Origin of the sequence: Microbacterium aquimaris (assembly GCF_039531285.1) — a bacterium.
GTDB lineage: Bacteria > Actinomycetota > Actinomycetes > Actinomycetales > Microbacteriaceae > Microbacterium > Microbacterium aquimaris.
In genome coordinates, this window is sequence record NZ_BAAAPT010000001.1 from 1,620,875 (window position 1) to 1,640,960 (window position 20,086).

General features: G+C 69.3%; 19 protein-coding genes and 1 tRNA gene. 8 read left to right on the top strand and 12 right to left on the bottom strand.

Annotation, left to right across the window (positions count from 1 at the left end):
• Positions 1–15: 15 nt before the first annotated feature.
• Positions 16–2,031, bottom strand: a complete 2,016-nt coding sequence (locus ABD204_RS07450; protein ID WP_194423999.1) for an Hsp70 family protein — start codon at positions 2,029–2,031, stop codon at positions 16–18.
• A 330-nt stretch (positions 2,032–2,361) separates the two neighbouring features.
• On the opposite strand from ABD204_RS07450, the gene groES reads away from it, so the two are divergent.
• Both groES and rarD read left to right on the top strand, forming a co-directional pair.
• Positions 2,362–2,658 carry a co-chaperone GroES gene (gene groES / locus ABD204_RS07455; RefSeq protein ID WP_194424000.1) on the top strand — a complete coding sequence of 99 codons (297 nt, stop codon included), beginning with the start codon at positions 2,362–2,364 and terminating at the stop codon, positions 2,656–2,658.
• Positions 2,659–2,893: 235 nt separating this feature from the next.
• Entirely contained in the window at positions 2,894–3,787 is an 894-nt protein-coding gene (gene rarD / locus ABD204_RS07460; RefSeq protein WP_322597569.1) for an EamA family transporter RarD, read from the top strand.
• Between the two features lie 15 nt (positions 3,788–3,802).
• Here the strand turns inward: rarD and ABD204_RS07465 are convergent, their stop codons facing one another.
• The 3 genes from ABD204_RS07465 to ABD204_RS07475 are packed head-to-tail and all read right to left on the bottom strand — an operon-like array spanning position 3,803 to position 6,575.
• Entirely contained in the window at positions 3,803–4,135 is a 333-nt protein-coding gene (locus ABD204_RS07465; protein WP_194424002.1) for a metal-sensitive transcriptional regulator, read from the bottom strand.
• The gene (locus tag ABD204_RS07470) at positions 4,132–6,354 is read right to left on the bottom strand and encodes a heavy metal translocating P-type ATPase (RefSeq protein ID WP_194424003.1); all 2,223 of its coding nucleotides are present in this window, start codon (positions 6,352–6,354) and stop codon (positions 4,132–4,134) included. Before ABD204_RS07470 ends, ABD204_RS07465 begins: the two co-directional genes overlap by 4 nt.
• The gene (locus tag ABD204_RS07475; RefSeq protein ID WP_194424004.1) at positions 6,354–6,575 is read right to left on the bottom strand and encodes a heavy-metal-associated domain-containing protein; all 222 of its coding nucleotides are present in this window, start codon (positions 6,573–6,575) and stop codon (positions 6,354–6,356) included. Before ABD204_RS07475 ends, ABD204_RS07470 begins: the two co-directional genes overlap by 1 nt.
• Positions 6,576–6,818: 243 nt before the next feature.
• On the opposite strand from ABD204_RS07475, the gene ABD204_RS07480 reads away from it, so the two are divergent.
• On the top strand, positions 6,819–8,093 hold the full coding sequence (locus tag ABD204_RS07480) for an ABC transporter substrate-binding protein (protein WP_194424005.1): 1,275 nt from the start codon (positions 6,819–6,821) through the stop codon (positions 8,091–8,093).
• 73 nt (positions 8,094–8,166) lie between these two features.
• Here the strand turns inward: ABD204_RS07480 and ABD204_RS07485 are convergent, their stop codons facing one another.
• From ABD204_RS07485 to ABD204_RS07505, 5 genes are read right to left on the bottom strand one after another with little or no spacing between them, the layout of a single operon-like run.
• Complete coding sequence (locus ABD204_RS07485) at positions 8,167–8,577, bottom strand: VOC family protein (protein WP_241747790.1); 411 nt, start codon at positions 8,575–8,577, stop codon at positions 8,167–8,169.
• A gap of 56 nt (positions 8,578–8,633) precedes the next feature.
• A complete protein-coding gene (locus ABD204_RS07490; RefSeq protein WP_194424006.1) occupies positions 8,634–9,374 on the bottom strand; it encodes an ABC transporter ATP-binding protein in 741 nt (246 codons plus the stop codon).
• Complete coding sequence (locus ABD204_RS07495; protein ID WP_194424007.1) at positions 9,371–10,408, bottom strand: ABC transporter ATP-binding protein; 1,038 nt, start codon at positions 10,406–10,408, stop codon at positions 9,371–9,373. Before ABD204_RS07495 ends, ABD204_RS07490 begins: the two co-directional genes overlap by 4 nt.
• Complete coding sequence (locus tag ABD204_RS07500) at positions 10,398–11,378, bottom strand: branched-chain amino acid ABC transporter permease (protein WP_194424008.1); 981 nt, start codon at positions 11,376–11,378, stop codon at positions 10,398–10,400. The genes ABD204_RS07495 and ABD204_RS07500 overlap by 11 nt, the downstream gene beginning before the upstream one ends.
• 9 nt (positions 11,379–11,387) lie before the next feature.
• Positions 11,388–12,644 carry an ABC transporter permease subunit gene (locus ABD204_RS07505; protein WP_194424286.1) on the bottom strand — a complete coding sequence of 419 codons (1,257 nt, stop codon included), beginning with the start codon at positions 12,642–12,644 and terminating at the stop codon, positions 11,388–11,390.
• Between the two features lie 375 nt (positions 12,645–13,019).
• On the opposite strand from ABD204_RS07505, the gene guaB reads away from it, so the two are divergent.
• The 5 genes from guaB to guaA all read left to right on the top strand — a co-directional run bounded on the left by guaB (position 13,020) and on the right by guaA (position 18,896).
• Positions 13,020–14,522, top strand: a complete 1,503-nt coding sequence (gene guaB, locus ABD204_RS07510) for an IMP dehydrogenase (protein WP_194424009.1) — start codon at positions 13,020–13,022, stop codon at positions 14,520–14,522.
• A 193-nt stretch (positions 14,523–14,715) separates the two neighbouring features.
• Complete coding sequence (locus ABD204_RS07515; RefSeq protein ID WP_194424287.1) at positions 14,716–15,834, top strand: GuaB3 family IMP dehydrogenase-related protein; 1,119 nt, start codon at positions 14,716–14,718, stop codon at positions 15,832–15,834.
• A 59-nt stretch (positions 15,835–15,893) separates the two neighbouring features.
• Positions 15,894–16,670, top strand: a complete 777-nt coding sequence (locus tag ABD204_RS07520; RefSeq protein WP_194424288.1) for an SURF1 family protein — start codon at positions 15,894–15,896, stop codon at positions 16,668–16,670.
• 40 nt (positions 16,671–16,710) lie between these two features.
• Entirely contained in the window at positions 16,711–17,256 is a 546-nt protein-coding gene (locus ABD204_RS07525; protein WP_194424010.1) for a DUF3817 domain-containing protein, read from the top strand.
• A gap of 17 nt (positions 17,257–17,273) precedes the next feature.
• Complete coding sequence (gene guaA / locus ABD204_RS07530; protein ID WP_457809948.1) at positions 17,274–18,896, top strand: glutamine-hydrolyzing GMP synthase; 1,623 nt, start codon at positions 17,274–17,276, stop codon at positions 18,894–18,896.
• A gap of 21 nt (positions 18,897–18,917) precedes the next feature.
• Here the strand turns inward: guaA and ABD204_RS07535 are convergent, their stop codons facing one another.
• The 3 genes from ABD204_RS07535 to ABD204_RS07545 form a co-directional block, all read right to left on the bottom strand.
• Positions 18,918–19,214: a Dabb family protein gene (locus tag ABD204_RS07535; protein ID WP_194424011.1), complete on the bottom strand. Its 297-nt coding sequence runs from the start codon at positions 19,212–19,214 to the stop codon at positions 18,918–18,920.
• A 76-nt stretch (positions 19,215–19,290) separates the two neighbouring features.
• Positions 19,291–19,363, bottom strand: a tRNA-Met gene (locus ABD204_RS07540).
• 107 nt (positions 19,364–19,470) lie between these two features.
• The gene (locus ABD204_RS07545; RefSeq protein ID WP_194424012.1) at positions 19,471–20,004 is read right to left on the bottom strand and encodes a pyridoxamine 5'-phosphate oxidase family protein; all 534 of its coding nucleotides are present in this window, start codon (positions 20,002–20,004) and stop codon (positions 19,471–19,473) included.
• Positions 20,005–20,086 lie beyond the last annotated feature (82 nt).

The following is a 20,086-nucleotide window of genomic DNA, read 5'->3' on the forward strand; positions in this document are numbered from 1 at the left end:
CTCCGCCCCCGCACGTCAGCCCGCCACCGTCGTGCCGGACGGCTCGGGGCTCGGTGACGTCGGGGGAGTCGTCTGGGTCTGCGATGGGGCGGGGTCCGGCGCCGTCGAGGGCGAGCCGGATGCGGTCGGCGTCGGGTCGCTCGTCGGTTCCGTCGCCGGCGGTGTCGTCTGCTGCGGCGTCGGGTCGTTCGTCGGGGACGGGTCGCTCGTGGGCGTCGGGTCGATGGTGGGAGAGGGATCCGACGTCGGGGTCGACGTGGGTGTCGGCGTCGAGGTGGCCGTCGGCGTCGGTGTCGACGAGGGCGTCGTGGACGGTGTGGTCGGCGTCGGCGTCGAGGTGGTCGGTGGTGTCGCCGACGAGCCGGACGACCCCGCGGATCCGGTCGACCCGGTCGAACTCGATCCGCTCGAGCCGGAGGAGCCGGAGGAGCCCGAGGAGCCGGACGAGCCCGAGGAGCCGGACGAGGCCGGCGGTGTCGACGTCGACGGTGACGTGCGGCCCTGCGATGCGCTCGACGAGGAGGACGACACCGGGGTGGTGCGGGTGTTGCGCACCATCGGGTTGCTCCGTGGCGTCGTCCAGCCGCCGGTGTCCGTGTGAGGCGCGGGAGCAGCCTCGGGGGCGGCGGCCTGCGGCTCGTCGCCGGCCGCTTCGGGGTCGCTGGTCTCGACGATCTGTTCGGTGCTGCCGACCAGTTCCATCCCGAGCCACTCGGTGAGCGACTGCTGGGTCGAGTTCGCGGCGACCGTGCCGTTGCCCAGCCCGGTCGCGTTGGCCAGGACGAGCCCACTGGCCAGCACCAGGGCGCCGGCGGCCGACGCGGCGATCGGGATCGCCCGCGAGCGGCGGGGAGGCATCGCGGTCACGTTCGGGAGGGCGGCCGGCTCGGCGATCGGCTCGAGGGCGGCGGCACCGGTGGGAAGCGCCGCCGGTCCGGCCAGCGGTGCGCCCGCGGGGGCCACCGCGCGGGCGGCGCCGAGGGCGATCGAGGACTTCGGGTCGGCGTCGATTGCGATCGGGCGGTCGAACCGCTCCGACAGCAGCTGGGCGACCAGCGGGATGCGCGACGACCCGCCCACCAGCAGGATGCTCTCCACCTCGGCCGGATCGAGCCCGGCGGTCTCGAGCGTGTCTTCCAGGGTGTCGGCGGTGCGTTCGATCGAGGGCGAGATCATGTCCTCGAATTCGGCGCGGGTCAGACGCACGCTGGCCGCGCCCGTCGGCAACAGGACCGGGACCGTCACGTCGGAGTCGAAGGAGAGCGCCTCCTTTGCGTCGACGCACTCGCGGCGCAGCTGCGCGAGGGCGAGTCGCGTGTCGGCGTCGTCGGCCTGGAGGTCGGCTGCGGTGACGCCGGCCGACCGCAACACGTGACGCAACACCTCGTCGTCGAAGTCGGCGCCGCCGAGGTTGTCGATACCCGTCGCGGTGCCGATCGGGGCGAACCCGCCCTCGCCGTCCTTGCGCAGGATGACCGAGTCGAAGGTGCCTCCGCCGAGGTCGTATACGGCGAGTGCGCCACCGGGTTCGAGCAGGCGCCCCGCCTCGTACTGCCGCGCCGCTGCTTCGGGTTCGCTGATCAGCGAGACCTCGCCGATCTCCGCACGCTCCAGCGCGGTGCGGATCAGACCCAGGCGATGCGCGCCCCATCCGGTCGGGTGGGTCAGCATCATCGCCGTCGGCGATCCGCCTTCGCGCTCGACGACCGTCTCGACGACCGAGGCGACGGTGCGCGCATAAAGCTGTTCGGGTGGGAGGGTGCGTCCGCCCACCGACAGCGGGACGTCGTCGCCGATGCTCCGTTTGAATTCGCGCACCAACCGGTCCGGCTGACTGATGCCGCGACGTTCGGCGGCATCGCCGAACAGCAGGCCCTCGGCGGTGACGAAGACCGATGAGGGAGCGCTGTCGCTGCTCCTGCCGAGCGGAAAGCTACGAGCGTCGAGTGTTCCGTCGGCAGCGGACCGCGCGGTCGCCACCGCCGTCCGGCTCGTGCCGACGTCGATGCCCAGAAAATACGCCGTTGCCATGATCCCCCCACGGATCGGGCGCGGACTGGCGAGAGCCCGTGATCATCCCAGTTGTTCCCAGTGTCCCAGTGGAGCAGGTCCGGCGTGAAGGCCGTGATGGCGAACGCCGGCGTCTGCTTCCGATGCCAGGTCACCCAGCTGACCCGGTCTCGGTGGTGTCATCGTACACACATAGGAGGGGAGTCGGCCAGGGCCTCGGTGATACGTGTCGACCCCGAATCTGGCACTCGCGTTGCAAGAGTGCCAACGCTTCCCTAGACTTGCGTTAGCACTCTCAGTCCGAGTTTGCTAACGAGTCTTGACGTCTCACAGGAAAGCAGAGGTAGACCCGTGTCGGTTTCCATCAAGCCGCTCGAGGACCGCATCGTCATCAAGCAGGTCGAGGCCGAGCAGACCACGTCCAGCGGTCTGGTCATCCCCGACACCGCCAAGGAGAAGCCCCAGGAGGGCGAGGTCGTGGCGGTCGGCCCCGGTCGTATCGATGACAACGGCAACCGTGTCCCGCTCGACGTCGCCGTCGGCGACCGCGTCATCTACAGCAAGTACGGCGGAACCGAAGTGAAGTTCGGTGTCGACGAGTACCTGGTGCTGTCGGCGCGCGACGTGCTGGCGGTCGTCGTCCGCTGAGACACCCGCGTGGAAGGGCCCGGATGCTTCGGCATCCGGGCCCTTCGTCGTATCGCAGCGGATGCCGGACGCGACGCCGGGGCGGCCGTAGGATGGGCCGGTGAAACGAGACGCATCCGGTCCCGTCCCGGATGACGCGTCGACAGACGCCCGGGAGTTCGGAGAAGCGGCCGCCGCGACCGCCGGGGTCGCCGTCGCGGCGGCTGAGCCGGTCCGTTCCCACGCCGTCGGCGGCGTGTATGCGTTCTCGGCATACCTCATCTGGGGCTTCCTGCCCCTCTACTTCGTCGCGCTCGCGCCCACCGGGCCCTGGGAGGTCGTCGCGTGGCGCATCGTGCTCTCCCTGGTCTTCTGCGGCGTCCTGCTGACCCTCACGCGCACCTGGCCCCGCCTTCGCGCGATCCTGCGATCGCCGCGCCTGGCGTTGTGGACCGTCGCGGCGGGGGTCCTCATCTACGTCAACTGGCAGGTGTTCGTCATCGCCACGCTCACGGGCCACGTCATCGAGACGAGTCTCGGGTACTTCATCAACCCGATCTTCACCGTGCTGCTGGGGGTGCTGATCCTGCGCGAGAGACTTCGCCCGGCACAGTGGACGGCGGTCGGGATCGCCGCGGCGGCGGTCGTGGTGATCGTCATCGGGTACGGGGCGTTCCCCTGGATCGCGCTGACCTTGACGGCCTCCTTCGGCCTGTACGGGCTGGTCAAGAAACGCATCGGGCCATCGGTCGACGCGGTCAGCGGGCTCACGTTGGAATCGCTGTGGCTGACCCCTGTCGCCGTGGTGCAGCTGATGCTGGTCGCGGTCACCTCGGGCATCACCCTCGGCGCGGCCGGGCCGCTGCATGCGGTGCTGTTGCTCGGGGCCGGCGTCATGACCGCCACGCCCCTGCTCTTCTTCGCCGCGGGGGCCCGGCGCGTGCCGCTGACCCTTATCGGTCTGCTCCAGTTCGTCACGCCCATCCTGCAGTTCACCATCGGCGTGTGGATCCTGCAGGAGCCGATGCCCGTCGAGCGTTGGATCGGATTCGCTCTGGTGTGGACCGCCCTGGTGGTGCTGTCGGTCGATTCCGTGTTCGCGGCGCGTCGAGGGCGCCGCGCTGTCGCCGACGTCGCCGAGCTGGCTTGAGCGGCGCGGGATCGGTCAGCGGACGAGGCGTGCGATCGCCTGCGATGCCTCGGCGATCTTCTCCTCCGCCTCGATGCCCCCGGCGCGGGCCGCATCGACCACGCAGTGCCGCAGGTGGTCGTCGAGCAGCCCCAGGGCGACCGTCTCGAGCGCGCTGGTCAGCGCGCTGATCTGGGTGAGGATGTCGATGCAGTAGCGCTCGTCCTCGACCATCGTACGGATGCCGCGCGCCTGACCCTCGATGCGCTTGAGGCGGTTGAGGTAGCGGTCCTTGTCGGTGATGTACCCGTGCGGCGCAGGGACGTCGGCCGTGGCGTCGGCGGGGGCGTGCGGTCCGGACTCGGTCATCGGGGCTCCTCGGGGACGGTACTGCGGAATCTGCGCAGCAACAGGCTGTTGCCGACGACGAAGACGCTCGAGAACGCCATCGCGGCTCCGGCGATCATCGGATTGAGCAGCCCGAGGGCGGCGAGCGGGATCGCGGCGGTGTTGTACGCGAACGCCCAGAAGAGGTTGGTCCTGATCGTGCGCAGGGTCGCCCGCGACAGGCGGAGCGCGTCGACGACGGCGAGCAGGTCGTCGCGGACGAGGGTGAGGTCCGAGGCGGCGATCGCGGCATCGGTCCCGGTGCCCATCGCGACCCCGAGGTCGGCCTGTGCGAGCGCCGCGGCGTCGTTGACGCCGTCACCGACCATCGCGACGGTACGGCCCTGGTCCTGCAGCGCGCGGATCGCGTCGACCTTCCCTTCCGGCAGCACACCGGCCACGACACGGTCGATTCCGACCTGCGCGGCGACACGTCGGGCCACGCTCTCCCCGTCTCCGGTGAGCAGAACCGGTTCCAGACCGAGCTCGCGCAGGCGTCGGATCGCGTCGGCGCTGGTCGGCCGGACGGTGTCGCCCACCGTGATGGTGCCGCGTGCCGCACCGTCCCACGCGACCTGCACGGTCGTGAGGTCGGCATCGCCCGTGGGCAGGGGGTCGATGCCCCGGGCGCGGAGCAGATCCGCGCGGCCGACGAGCACCGCGTGACCCTCGACCACTCCGGAAACGCCCGAGCCTGCGGTTCCCGCGAAGCCCTCGACGGGCGGGAGATCGGTCACCCGTGTGCGCGCCGCCGCCGCGATCGCCCGGGCCAGGGGGTGCTCGGAGGCGTCCTCGACGGCGCCCGCCAGACGGAGCACGTCGATGGTGCGCTCTCCGGGCGCCGGGGTGACGTCGGTGACGGTCATGCGCCCGGTTGTGACCGTGCCGGTCTTGTCCAGCGCGATCGCGTCGACGGTGCGGGTGGATTCCAGGACCTCCGGGCCGGTGATGAGGATGCCCAGCTGCGCGCCGCGGCCGGTTCCCACCATGAGCGCGGTCGGTGTCGCGAGGCCCAGGGCGCAGGGGCACGCGATGATCAGGACCGCCACGGCTGCCGTGAAGGCGGCCTGCACGGTCCCGCCCGCCAGAAGCCAGACCAGCAGGGTCGCCAGAGCGACCGCGATGACGATCGGCACGAACACCGACGAGACGCGGTCGGCGAGGCGCTGCACATCGGCCTTCCGCGACTGCGCCTGCTCGACCAGGCGGGTCATCTGGGACAGCTGGGTGTCGGATCCCACGCGCGTGGCGCGGACGATGACCCGACCCCCCACGTTCAGGGTCGCACCGATGACCGTGTCGCCGGGAGACACATCGCGGGGAACGGACTCCCCGGTGATCAGTGCGGTGTCGATGCTGCTCTGGCCCGAGACGACGACCCCGTCGGTGGCGACCTTCTCGCCGGGACGCACGACGACATCGTCGCCCACCCGCAGTTCCGAGACCGGCACACGTACCTCGACGCCGTCGCGCAGCACCGCGGCATCTTTCGCACCGAGTTCGAGCAGTGCCCGCAGCGCCGTCCCCGCGCGGCGCTTCGCCCGCATCTCGGCGTAGCGCCCGGCCAGCAGGAACATCGTCACACCCGCGGCGACCTCGAGGTAGACGGCGGGTTCTCCGGGCGGGGTGAACCACGCGAAGCCGTGCGTCATCCCGATCGCGCCCGCCGGTGTGAACATCAGGGCGTACAGCGACCACAGTGTCGCAGCGGTCACGCCCAGAGAGATCAGGGTGTCCATCGTGACCGCGCCGTGACGGAGGTTCACGACCGCGGCGCGGTGGAACGGCCACGCCGCCCACGTGACCACCGGCAGCGCCAGGGCCAGCGACGCCCACTGCCAGCCGGGGAACTGCCACGCCGGGACCATCGAGAGCGCGATCACCGGGACGGCGAGCGCCACGGCAGCGAGAAGGCGGATGCGCAGCGCCCGCCTGTGGGCGTCGGCGCGCGCGTCGGTGTCGTCGGCGGGCCGGGGGATGCTCGCGTCGTAGCCGGTGCGCTGGACCTCGGCGATGAGTGCGTCGACGTCGATGCCCGGGCCCACCTCGGCGTGCGCGCGCTCGCTGGCGTAGTTGACGGTGGCCGTGACACCCTCGAGGCGGTTGAGGCGCTTCTCGATCCGTGCCGCGCACGACGCGCACGTCATGCCTTGGATGTCGAGGTCGATGCCCGCGGGAGCCTCGGCGGAGGTCGGGGCCATCAGGCGCGCGTCGCGGAGTAACCGGCCTCGTCGACGGCGGCCAGAATGTCGGCGTCATCGAGGGGCGTACCGTCTGTGGTCAGGGAGAGCCGGCCGGAGGAGGCGCTGACCTCGACCGCGGTCACCCCCGGCAACCTGGAGACCTCCTCGGTCACGGCGCGCTCGCAGTGACCGCAGGTCATTCCGGTCACGAGGTAGTCGACGGCGGGTTCGGAGTCCATGGTGTCTCCTGTCGTTGAGGGCGGCCGGGACTCACCGGCACCGAGGAGAACAGGATACCCCCTCCGGGTATTCCCGTCCTCGGGTGCCGCCCGCGGCCGTTGCCGGATCGTGACCTTTTCGCCGCGCCCGTTACAGATCGTTAACGAACGGCAACATCGTCGAGACGTCTGCGCGGCTAGGTTGTGATCACTGGGTGGGCGCCCGAGCCTTCCCGTGGCAAATCACACACAGCAAGGAGCAACATGAGCGTCATCACACGTTCGCGCGCGACCACTCTCGGCGGCCTGGCCGTCGTCGGTGTGAGCGCTCTCGTCCTGGCGGGTTGTGCCGGGGGGAGTGACGACAGCGGAGACAGCGGCGACGCTGCCGGTCCCGTCGAGGACATGACCCTGACCATCGGAACGGCGCTTCCGCAGACGGGAAACCTGGCGTTCCTCGGACCGCCTGAAGAAGCGGGTGTGGCCTACGCCGCCTCGCAGATCAACGAGGTCTCGGACACCACGGGCCTGAGCATCGACGTCGTCTACGGCGACTCGGGCGACACCGACAACAAGGCCTACGAGACCGAGATCCCCCGCCTGCTCGGCGAGGACGTCTCCGCGATCATCGGTGCGGCCTCGTCCGGTGTCTCCCTGCAGTTCATCGACCAGGTCACCGGTGCCGGCGTCATCCAGTTCTCGCCGGCCAACACCTCCGACGCGTTCACGACCTATGACGACGGCGGTCTGTATTTCCGCACCGCTCCGTCCGACGTGCTGCAGGGCGAGGTTCTCGGCAACCTGATCGCGGCCGACGGCGCGCAGACCCTCGGCATGATCGTCTTGAACGACTCGTACGGCACCGGCCTTGCCGGCTACGTCACGGAGGCCTTCGAGGCTGCCGGCGGCGAGGTCGTCGCCGCGCCGACCTACAACACGGGTGACACGACCTTCGACGCGCAGATCAATGAGGTGCTCGCGGCGGACCCCGACGCGATCGCCCTGATCACCTTCGAGGAGATCACCACGATCCTGCCGAGCCTGTTCGGTCAGTTCCCCGCGGAGAGCATGTACTTCGTCGACGGCAACCTGTCGAACTTCGGCGACGAGTTCCCCGAGGGCTCGCTCACCGGCGCGAAGGGCACACTGCCCGGTCTCTCGATCGACACGCTCGGTCAGTTCACCGGTGAGTTGGACGCCTTCCTCGAGGCCGAGGGCTCGGACCCGCTCGAGGAGTACAGCTACGCGGCGGAGTCCTACGACGCCACCGTGCTGCTGGCCCTCGCCTCGCTCGCGTCGGGCTCGACCGACCCGGCCGACATGGCCGCCGCGCTGCAGGAAGTCTCCGGTGGCTCGGGCGACGGTGAGACCTGCACCTCGTACGCCGAGTGCGCCGACATCATCGTGGCCGGCGGCACGGCCGACTACGACGGAGTCTCGGGTCCGATCACCTTCGACGAGGTCGGCGACCCGACCGAGGCGTCGATCGGCATCTACGAGTACGGCGACGACAACACCTACGGCGCCTGGCAGGGCTGAGCCCCGCCACCCACGGAAGACCCCGGGAGCCTCGGCTCCCGGGGTCTTCCCCGTTCCCCGGCCGGCGTGCGGATCAGACGCCGGGGTCAGGGCGCGGCACGTGCTGGTCGACGAGGATCGGGTTGCCGTCCGGATCCACGACCGTGAAGCTCGCCGGCCCGTCACCGGTCTCGTCGGCGACGTCGACGACCTCCACGCCCCGCTCGCGCAGCGACCGTTGCAGGTCGCGCACATCCGTGAAAGCCCCTTCGGTGGGACCGTCGGCCGACCACCCGGGTGTGAAGGTGAGGATGTTGCGGTCGAACATCCCCTGAAACAGGCCGATCACCGTCGACCCGCTGCGGAGCATCCGCCATCCCGCGTCGGTGTCGCCGCCGAATGCCTCGAAGCCCAACTGCTCGTAGAACGCCGTCGAGACGGCCAGATCGCGGACGGTCAGGCTCAGGGAGAAGGCGCCCAGATCCAGGTGTGCATCATCGCTCATGGCGCCGACCCTACCCCTGTCCGTGCCGGTCCGGACCCGGTGGAGGGGGCGAGGGATCAGGCGCCGAGACTGCCGAGGTAGAGCTCGGTGACCTTCGGGTCGTTCAGCAGGTCCCGCCCCGAACCGGTGTACGCGTCGCGTCCCTGATCGAGCACGTACCCGCGGTCGCAGATCTGCAGACAACGGCGGGCGTTCTGCTCGACCATGATGCAGGTCACGCCCGCCTTGTTGATCTCGGAGACGCGGATGAAGGCCTCGTCCTGTCGCACCGGCGACAGACCCGCCGACGGCTCATCGAGCAGCAGCACCTTCGGATCCATCATGAGCGCACGGCTCATCGCGACCATCTGGCGCTCGCCGCCGGACAGCGACCCGGCGCGCTGCTTCAGCCGCTTGCCGAGCTCGGCGAAGATCCCCGTGACGAACTCGAGCCGCTCCGCGTAGGCGGACGGGCGCTGGTACAGCCCCATCTGCAGATTCTCCTCGATCGTCAGCGAGGGGAAGACGTTGTTGGTCTGCGGGATGAACCCGACCCCGCGCGCGACGAGCCGGTTCGCCTTGAGACCCGTGATGTCGTCGCCTTCGAGGGTGACGGTCCCGCTGCGGATGTTCACCTGGCCGAAGATCGCCTTCAGCAGCGTGGACTTGCCCGCGCCGTTGGGGCCGATGATGCCGATCAGCTCGCCCTGTTCGGCGACGAGGTTGCACCCGTTGAGGATGTTGACGCCCGGAAGATAGCCGGCGTGCACGTCCTGAACGGACACGACGGTGGTTCCCGTGGTGGTGGGGGTGCTCATCGCGCGTCCTCCTCGTCATGGCGCCGCTTCGACTTCCGGGCGGCTTCTTCGGCCGCGAGCTCGGCTTCGGCTTCGGCTTCGATCTCGGCCTTCGACAACGCGGGAGCGGCGACCCCGTCGCCCTGGACCGGGATGCGACCGGTCACCTCGCCGAGGTCGACGTCCTGGTGGGCGCCGAGGTAGGCGTCGATCACGGCGGGGTCCTTCATCACCGCGTAAGGGTCGCCCTCCGCGACGATCTTGCCCTCGGCCATGACCACCACCCAGTCGGCGATGTGCCGCACCATGTGCATGTCGTGCTCGACGAACAGCACCGTCATCCCCTCGTCCTTCAGGTCGAGGATGTGGTCGAGCAGCGACTCGGTCAGGGCCGGGTTCACGCCGGCCATCGGCTCGTCGAGCATGACCAGGGTCGGCTCGGTCATGAGCGAGCGGGCCATCTCGAGGAGCTTGCGCTGACCGCCCGACAGGCTCGCGGCGAAGTCCGACGACTTGGTGTCGAGCTTGAACTTCTTCAAGATCTGCATCGCGCGGGTCTCGATGTCTTTGTCCTGCTTGCGCCACAAGGGTGGGAACAGGCCGCCCCAGAAGCTCTCGCCCCGCTGTCCGGTCGCGCCGAGCTTCATGTTGTCCAGCACGGTCAACAGCCCGAGGGCTTTCGTCAACTGGAAGGTGCGCACCAGGCCCATGCGAGAGACCTTGTACGCCGGCACGCCCGCCAGGTCGCGTCCGTCGTAGCTCCAGGTTCCCTCGTCGGGTTTGTCGAACCCGGTGAGCAGATTGAACAGGGTCGTCTTGCCGGCACCGTTCGGGCCGATGAGTGCGGTGATCGCCCCGCGGGGGACCTCGAGGTGGTCGACGTCGACGGCGTGGACGCCACCGAAGGAGCGGCGGACGTTGTCGGCGACGATGATCGGGTCGACCTTGGCGCAACCGGGTCCGGCCTCTCCCTTGTGCAGGCCCGTGGTCTTCGGGCGCGGCGTGGGGGAGGTCGCGGTGCTCGGCTCGGCGTTCGCCGGCGTTTCACTTGACAAAGGTCAGCTCCTTCTTGTTGCCGAGCAGGCCCTGCGGCATGAAGATCACCAGCAGCATGAGGGCCACGCCCACGAGGATGAAGCGCAAGGTCGCCGCTTGGATGGACGACATGCCGAACAGCAGACCGGCCGAGGCCATCGCGGGAAGGACGTTGGAGAGGAAGGTCTGCAGCACCCAGAAGATGAGCGACCCGAGGAGCGGACCGAACACGGTGGCCGCACCACCCAGCAGGAGCGCGGTCCACACGAAGAACGTCAACGAGGTGACGTAGACGCCGGGACTGATCGCCGCCGGGAGGGCGTAGACGATTCCACCGGCGGCGGCGATGACCCCGCCGAGCACGAGGGTCTGCATCTTGTAGGCGAAGACGTTCTTTCCGAGCGACCGCACGGCGTCCTCATCTTCGCGGATGCCCTTCAGGGCGCGCCCCCACGGGCTGTGCGTGAGCATCCACACGACCAGGACCGCGAACGCGAGGGTCAACAGGCCCATGATGCGCACCCACCACTGGGTCTCGTTGTAGATCCAGGGGCCGAAGCCGTATTCCCCGTCGGGGATCGGGTTCGACGCGCGGAAGCTGGCGTGATACCCGCTGAGGCCGTCGGCCGAGCCCGTGACGTCGTCGAATGCCGTCGTGAGGAACAGCAGGCGCACCACCTCTGCGGCGGCGATCGTCACGATGGCGAGGTAGTCGCCCCGCAGCCGCAACGTCGGGATGCCGAGGATGAGCGCGAAGACCGCCGCGGCCACGAGGCCCAGGATCGCCGCGAGCCACCACGGGAGCCCGAAGGTGAGGACCGAAATGGCGTAGCCGTAGGCGCCGATGGCCATGAAGCCCGCGATGCCCATGTTGATCAGGCCGCCGTAGCCGAAGTGCATCGCCAAGCCCAGAGCCGCCAGCGCGTAGCCGATGGTGGCCGGGCTCAGGATCGAGCTTGCCGAGTTGGAGAGGATCTGAAGCCAGTCCATTGTCCGCGCCTAACCTATTCTCTCGCGTCGACCGAGGATCCCCTGTGGTCGGAACAGCAGGATCACGATGAGGATGAACAATCCGCTGGCGAACTTCAGGTCCGCGGGGATCCACAGACTCGACGCCTCGACGACGATGCCGACGATCAGGGCGCCGATGAGGGCGCCGTATGCGGTGCCGAGACCGCCGAGGACGACCGCGGCGAACATCAGCAGCAGCAGCTGCGCGCCCATGTCCCACCGGATGCCCGGTCGGTAATAGGCGTAGAGGATGCCGGCAAGGCCCGCCAGGGCCGCGGCCATCACCCAGACGACGCGGACCACGTGATCGACGTCGATCCCCGACGCGGCCGCCAGTGACGGGTTGTCGGAGATGGCCCGTGTCGCCTTGCCGATGCGGGATCGGGTCAGCCACAGCGCGAAGATCACGATCACGGCGATGGAGATGCAGATCGACGCCAGATCGATGGCGCTCATCTGCACGGCGCCGAACAACTCGATCTTCGGCGCAGAGGCACCCGGCAGCTGCGCCGTGCCTCCGCCGATGAAGAACTGGAAGGTGTAGCGCAGGGCCAGAGACAGTCCGATGCTGACGATCATCAGCTGGACCACGCCGACCCGGCGCCGGCGGAGGGGACGCCACAGGGCCATGTCCATCACGAGCCCGAGCGCCGCGCTGAGGACGACCGCCAGCGGGTAGCCGAGCCACCACGGGAGGGCGAGGCTCGCGGGCCCGACCAGCACGAACGCCACGATCGCCCCGAAGGTGACCATCTCGCCGTGGGCGAAGTTCGAGATGCCTGTCGTGCCGTACACGAGGGTGAGGCCGACGGCGGCCAAGGCGAGCATCAAGCCGAAGCTGATGCCTTGCACGACACGCTGGACGAGCTGGTCGAAGAAGCTCGTGACGCTGCGCTCGCCCTCTCCGATGAAGAAGTTCACCGCGACGAAGCCGCCGGGGCCGATGACGACCTCCAACACGTTCGGGGTGTCGTCTTCGGGGTCGACGACCGCGACCCCGTCGGGGAGGGTGTTCTCGTCGAGGGTGACGGTGTACTCGTTCTCGTCGCCACGCTCGGGGACCTGCACGCTCCACTGACCGTTCTCGTCGGTCTCGACCTCCTGCGCGCCCCCGGGGCCGTCGACGATGAGGACGACTCCCGGCAGCGGCTGCCCGTCGAGTTGGACGTTTCCGCTGATGCGATACGGATCGCCTTCGGCCGCGTTCGCCGGCGTCGCCGCGAGAACACCCAGCAGCGCCAACATCAGGCCGAGGACGACCGAGAGCGCACGCAGGCGCGATCGGGGCGTCTCGATCGTGGTCGAAGGACTCACTGAACCTCCCAGTTCGGCACATCAGCGCGCCGAAGCTTCAGGTCGCATCGGCTGTGATGATCGACGGTACGAGCGTAATGTGTCGCCGTTGTTTCAGGCCAACAACACATTCGTGGCCTGAATCTCATTTCGGTCTCGATCCGGGAGAGCGCTCCCGCAACCCCTTGCCATCGGACCTCCCGACCTCGTAAAGGGCGGGGAATGTTTCACGGCTCGCGCGCCTTAGAATCGACACGCCGGCTTTTCGCCTCGGCCGTCGACATCCCCGATCTGCACGCGCCCCACCGTGACGGCGCAGGAGGACCCATGGAGCACCACGACCCCTTCGGCTTCGTCGGACTGACCTACGACGATGTCCTGCTTCTGCCGGGACACACCGACGTCATCCCCAGCGAAGCCGACACCTCCAGTCGGGTGACCCGTCGGATCACCGTTGCGACGCCGCTGATCTCGGCGGCCATGGACACCGTCACCGAAACCCGTCTGGCGATCGCCATCGCGCGCGAAGGGGGCATCGGGATCATCCACCGCAACCTCTCCATCGCAGATCAGGCCGCGATGGTCGACCGCGTCAAGCGCAGCGAGTCGGGAATGATCACCGATCCGATCACGACGACTCCCGAGGCGACGATCGAAGAGGTCGACGGACTGTGCGCGCAATACCGTATCTCGGGCCTTCCGGTCGTCGACGACGACGGACGGCTCGTGGGCATCGTCACGAACCGTGACATGCGCTTCGTCTCAGGTTTCGAACGTCAGACCACGCGGGTCAAAGACGTCATGACCCGCGACGGTCTGGTCACGGCGAAGGTGGGGATCGGCGCGAACGAGGTCATCGCGCTGTTCGCCGAGCATCGCGTCGAGAAGCTGCCGCTCATCGACGACGACGGCCGGCTCGCCGGCCTGATCACGATCAAGGACTTCGACAAGAGCGAGAAGTACCCGCTGGCCACCAAGGACGAGCACGGGCGCCTCCGCGTCGGCGCCGCCATCGGCTTCTTCGGTGACGCGTGGGAGCGCGCCGAGGCACTGCGCGACGCGGGTGTCGACGTCGTGGTCGTCGACACCGCGAACGGACAGTCCGCCGGTGTGATCGACATGGTCCGCCGCATCAAGAGCGACTCCTCGTTCGACCACATCGACGTCATCGGCGGCAACGTCGCGACCCGAGAGGGCGCCCAGGCGCTCATCGACGCCGGCGTCGACGCCGTCAAGGTCGGTGTCGGTCCCGGATCCATCTGCACCACGCGCATCGTCGCGGGGGTCGGCGTGCCGCAGGTGACCGCGATCTACGAGGCGTCGCTGGCCGCACGCGAGGCGGGTGTCCCGGTGATCGCCGACGGCGGGCTGCAGTACTCCGGCGACATCGCCAAAGCGTTGGTCGCCGGTGCCGAGAGCGTCATGGTCGGCTCGCTCCTGGCCGGGACCGATGAGTCACCGGGTGAGGTCGTGTTCCAGGGCGGCAAGCAGTTCAAGCTGTACCGCGGCATGGGGTCCCTGGGTGCCCTGCAGACGCGGGGCAAGAAGACCTCCTACTCCAAAGACCGGTACTTCCAGGCCGACGTGCCCAACGACGACAAGCTGATCCCCGAGGGGATCGAGGGTCAGGTCGCCTATCGAGGCCCCGTCTCGGCCGTCGCGTATCAGCTGGTCGGGGGACTGCGGCAGTCGATGTTCTACGTCGGCGCGCGCACCATCGACGAGCTGCGCGCCAAGGGCCGGTTCGTGCGGATCACCTCGGCCGGGCTGAAGGAGTCGCACCCGCACGACGTGCAGATCCTCGTCGAGGCGCCCAACTACAAGCGGTAGGCGCACACCCCGCGGCCTGGCCCGCGCCCATGACGTCTCGATGTCGGAGAGTCGTGCGGAAGTCGGAGGATCGAGGCTGAATCCTCCGACATCGGCGCGATCTTCCGACATCGGCGTGCGGGGATGGTGTGCGGGGATGCGGGCACGGGGCGCGGCGGGTGTCGGGTGGCCCGGGTAGGCTGGCCCGGTGAGCATGGAGATCGAGATCGGCCGCGCCAAGCGCGCCCGCCGCGCGTACACGTTCGACGACCTCGCCGTGGTCCCCTCACGCCGCACGCGCAACCCGGAAGACGTCTCGACCGCGTGGACGATCGACGCGTTCCACTTCGACATCCCCGTCCTCGGCGCTCCGATGGACTCCGTGGTCAGCCCCAAGACGGCGATCATGCTCGGCCAGCTGGGTGGTCTGGGCGTGCTCGACCTCGAGGGCCTGTGGACCCGCTACGACGACCCCGAGCCGCTGCTGGCCGAGATCGCGTCGCTGCCGGACGAGCAGGCCACACGCCGCATGCAGGAACTGTACGCCGAGCCGATCAAACCCGAGCTCGTGCGTGACCGGCTCGCCGAGATCCGCGCCGCAGGCGTCACCGTCGCCGGCTCGCTCACCCCACAGCGCACGCAAGAGCTCTACGAAACGGTCGTCGCCGCCGGTGTCGACCTGTTCGTCATCCGCGGCACCACCGTGTCGGCCGAGCACGTCTCCTCCGTCTCGGCCCCGCTGAACCTCAAGAAGTTCATCTACGACCTGGATGTCCCGGTCATCGTCGGCGGTGCCGCCACCTACACCGCCGCGCTCCACCTCATGCGCACCGGCGCGGCCGGCGTGCTCGTCGGCTTCGGAGGCGGTGCCAGCTCGTCGACACGCGCGACCCTGGGTATCCACGCCCCGATGGCGACCGCCGTCGCCGATGTCGCCGGCGCCCGCCGCGACTACCTCGACGAGTCGGGCGGACGGTACGTGCACGTGATCGCCGACGGTGGTGTGGGCACGTCGGGGGACATCGTCAAGGCGCTCGCGATGGGCGCGGACGCCGTCATGCTCGGTGTCGCCCTCGCGCGCGCGACCGATGCGCCGGGGCTCGGTTACCACTGGGGCCCGGAGGCCCACCACCCGAAGCTCCCGCGCGGACGCCGCGTGGCCGTCAACCAGCTCGCGACGCTCGAGTCGGTGCTGTACGGGCCGGCGCCGGTCGCCGACGGCACGGTGAACCTCATCGGCGCGCTGAAGAAGTCGATGGCCACCACCGGCTACTCCGACCTCAAGGAATTCCAGCGCTGCGAAGTCGTCGTCGCGCCCTACCACGCCGGATGACCACGCCCGAGCCCGACCCGGTGCCACCTGAGGTCTTCCCGCCGACGCTACGTGAAGTGATGCTGCGCCCGCGCTGGCTCGGCGTGCTCGCCCTGTGCCTGGTCGTCGCGGGGGTGTTCGCGTGGCTCGGCCAATGGCAGTTGTCGCGCGCGGTCGACATGCAGCCCCTCCCGGAGGGCGCCACCGAGCAGGTGCAGCCCATCGACGAGGTCGTGCAACCGGGGGAGTACCTGCCGGAACCGCTCGTGGGGCAGCGCGTGACGGTCACCGGGGGGTTTGTGGCCGACGACTTCGTCGTGGTCTCCTCGCGCTACAACGACGGCGTCGAAGGCTACTGGGTCACCGGACAGTTCCGGCTCGCCACCGCGGAGGACCCGACCTCGATCGCGGTCGCGGTCGGGTGGGCGGCCACCGAGGAGGAGGCCTTCGCGGCCCTCGAGCAGCTCTCGGCCGACGCGGCCGCCCGGGATGCCGATGCCGCGGCCCTCGCCGTCACCGGGCGCCTCATCTCCGACGAAGGCCCGGTCCCGCCGTCGCCGAGCGTCGACCCGTTCACCCAGACCCGCATGTCGCCCGCGGCCCTGTTGAGCCGGTGGAGCGACATCGAAGACCTCGAGGTCTACCGTCCGTACCTGGTGGCGGAGACCGCATCCGGCACCCTCGACGACATCACCACGCGTCCTCCGGACCTGGGATCGGGTGTCAACTGGCTGAACATCTTCTACGCCGCCGAATGGGCCGTATTCGCGGGCTTCGCGTTCTACATGTGGTACCGCCTCTCGCGAGACGCGTGGGAGAAGGAGGTCGAGGACATCGAGGACGCCGCGGCCGCGTAGCGCGGATCGGGCGTTCAGGCGCGACGACTAGAATCGACCCATGCCGCGCGCCCCCAAACTCTCCTCGTTCCCGGCGATCCGCGGCGCCCTGACGTTCTACCAGGTGGCGTCGATCATCACCGGCGTTGGCCTGCTGCTGCTGGTCGCCGAGATGCTCCTCAAGTACACGCCGTTGCACGTGGAGCTGTTCGCCGGAGGATCCGGCGGGGCGCTGTGGTTCGCGACCGTCATCCCGGGCGCGGACTGCCAGTGGTGGTCCCTGTTCGCCCCGATGACCAACGAGTGCGAGATGATCTCCACCGGCGACGGCCTGAACATCTCGCTGTTCATCCTCGTGGCGCACGGCTGGTTCTACGTGGTCTACCTGTTCGCGTGCTTCCGCATCTGGAGCCTGATGCGGTGGCCGTTCGGACGGTTCCTCACCCTCGCTCTCGGCGGTATCGTCCCGCTGCTGTCCTTCTTCATGGAGGCCCGCGTCGCCCGCGAGGTGAAGGAGTACCTGCGCCGCCGGGAGGACGAAGAACTTCACACCCACGCCGCCCATTCGACGCTGACCCACGAGATCCCGACGGAGAACCACCGGTGACAGATTCCCCCGACCACATCGACCGGACCGACACGTTCGACGGCTCCGAGGCGAGCCCCGCACTCGAGGGTGACACCGAGTTCCGCCCGGTCCTCGTCGTGGACTTCGGTGCCCAATACGCCCAGCTGATCGCCCGCCGCGTGCGGGAGGCCGGCGTCTACAGCGAAATCGTGCCGCACACCGCGACCGCGGCGGAGATCGCCGCCCGCAAGCCGCTCGGCATCATCCTTTCGGGCGGGCCGTCATCGGTCTACGAGGACGGTGCGCCCTCCCTCGACCCGGGCGTGTTCGAGCTCGGGGTGCCGACCCTCGGTATCTGCTACGGCTTCCAGGTGATGGCCCGGGCGCTGGGCGGCGAGGTCGCCAACACCGGTCTGCGCGAGTACGGGGCGACGGATGCGGCGCTCGCCGGTGATGGCGGGGTGTTGTTGGGCGGTCAGCCCGCGACCCAGAACGTGTGGATGAGCCACGGCGACCAGGTCTCCCGCGCCCCCGAGGGGTTCGAGGTGCTCGCCTCGACCGAGGCGACGCCGGTGGCCGCGTTCGGCAGCGACGAACGGCGCCTGTACGGCGTGCAGTGGCACCCGGAGGTCAAGCACTCCGACCACGGTCAGGCCGTGCTGGAGAACTTCCTGCACAAGGCCGCCGGCCTTCCCGCCGACTGGAACAGCGGAAACGTCATCGCGGAGCAGGTCGAGAAGATCCGCGCGCAGGTGGGCTCCGGTCGCGTCCTGTCCGCGCTGTCGGGCGGCGTCGATTCGGCCGTCTCCACGGCGCTGGTCCACGAGGCCGTCGGCGACCAGCTCGTCGCCGTGTTCGTCGACCACGGACTTCTCCGCAAGGGGGAGCGCGAGCAGGTGGAGCAGGACTACGTCGCCTCCACGGGCGTCCGCTTGGTCACCGTCGACGCGCGCGAGCAGTTCCTGACCGCCCTGGCGGGCGTGAGCGACCCCGAGCAGAAGCGCAAGATCATCGGGCGCGAGTTCATCCGGTCGTTCGAGAAGGCGCAGGCCGATTTGATCGCCGAGGCCGAGGCGGAGGGGGAGCCCATCCGTTTCCTCGTCCAGGGAACCCTGTACCCGGACGTCGTCGAGTCCGGTGGCGGGTCGGGCACCGCGAACATCAAGAGCCACCACAACGTGGGCGGCCTCCCCGAAGATCTGCAGTTCGAGCTCGTCGAACCGCTGCGCACGCTGTTCAAGGACGAGGTGCGCGCGATCGGACGCGAGTTGGGGCTTCCCGAGGTCATCGTTTCCCGACAGCCGTTCCCGGGGCCGGGTCTCGGCATCCGGATCGTCGGTGAGGTCACCGCCGACCGTCTGGAGATTCTGCGTGACGCCGACGCCGTCGCCCGCGAGGAGCTGACCAAGGCCGGTCTCGACGGCGACATCTGGCAGTGCCCGGTGGTTCTGCTCGCCGACGTGCGGTCGGTCGGGGTCCAGGGCGATGGTCGCACCTACGGGCACCCGATCGTGCTGCGTCCCGTCTCCAGCGAAGACGCGATGACAGCCGACTGGACGCGCCTCCCGTACGACGTGCTGTCGAAGATCTCCAACCGCATCACCAACGAGGTGCGCGACATCAACCGTGTGGTGCTGGATGTGACATCCAAGCCCCCGGGGACCATCGAATGGGAGTGAGCCGGCCCGGTTGAACTCGGCCTACGCCTCGACGAAGTCGTACTCCTGGAACTCGGCCACCTCGGGCATCCAGCGTTGCGCCACGAACGCCACGTGCGCCGGATGGTCGTTGTAGGCCGCGTACGCCTCCGCGTCGGCGAAGACCATCGACAACTGGTGTCGGAGGTCGCTCTTCGCGCTCACCTGTCGGTGGACGCGGAACTCCTCCACGCCGCTGATCTCCGAGAGCGTTGTGCGCGCGTCCGCGAGGAACGCCTCCTCCTCCGACGAACCCGGCGCGTGCGCGAGGCGGAAAACGACAGTGTGCTGGATCGGCATCCGTCCAGTGTGGCGTATGGCGGGGCTGGGCGGGGGTGCGTACGGATGCCTCAGCGGGCCTTACCCGGGGGCGTAGACGCGACGGCGGGAGTCGAACCCGCAGCACGATCGGGTATGAACCGTCGCCCGGGGCCGCCCGGATCGCCGCGATGTCCCCACGCTAGCGGCCGCGACCGACACGGTCAGGAGTGTGTCGAATCGTGACAGGTCGCCGGCCGCGTGGCGCATCGTCGCGATGACCGTCATCCCGCGCGCGTCAGTAGGGCCGATGCGACGGGATGCGCTGCGGGGCCTCATACCGCTCGTGTGGCGGCGAGTCCGGTGTCGTGTCGGCGGGATCACCGGACTGGGCGTCGACGACGGAGGTGTGGGTGGGGGCCCGGACGACGTCGCGGTCCTCGAACCGGCGCCCGGTGATCGCGTCCGGGGTGAGACGGAACACGTGCGGCTTGTACCGCGGGCTCGCCGTGAGCAGGCGCGAGACACCGCTGCGTTCGATCTCGGTGGGATCGGCGATGCGCTCGGCATGACCGCGGACCACGACGCTCCACCAGCCGTGGTCGTCGTGTCCGTCGACTTCGAACGCCGCGGCCGGGTGCGCGGTCAAACGCACGACCTTGGAGTCCGACGCGGTGCGGAAGTACACCGCGCCCTCGTGGGCGGCGATGTTGACGGGGAAGAGGTCGGGGCCGCCGTCGTCTCGGACGATCGCGAGCCGGCCGACGCTCTCGGCCTCCAGATGGGTCCAGCACTCGGCGGTGCTCAGCCGGTGGAGGGTGGAGGTTGTCATGACGTTCTCCTTCCCGCTGTGTCCTTCCAGGATCCTCCTCTGATCACACGGCGACAAGGGACCCTCGTGATGATCGCTCGAC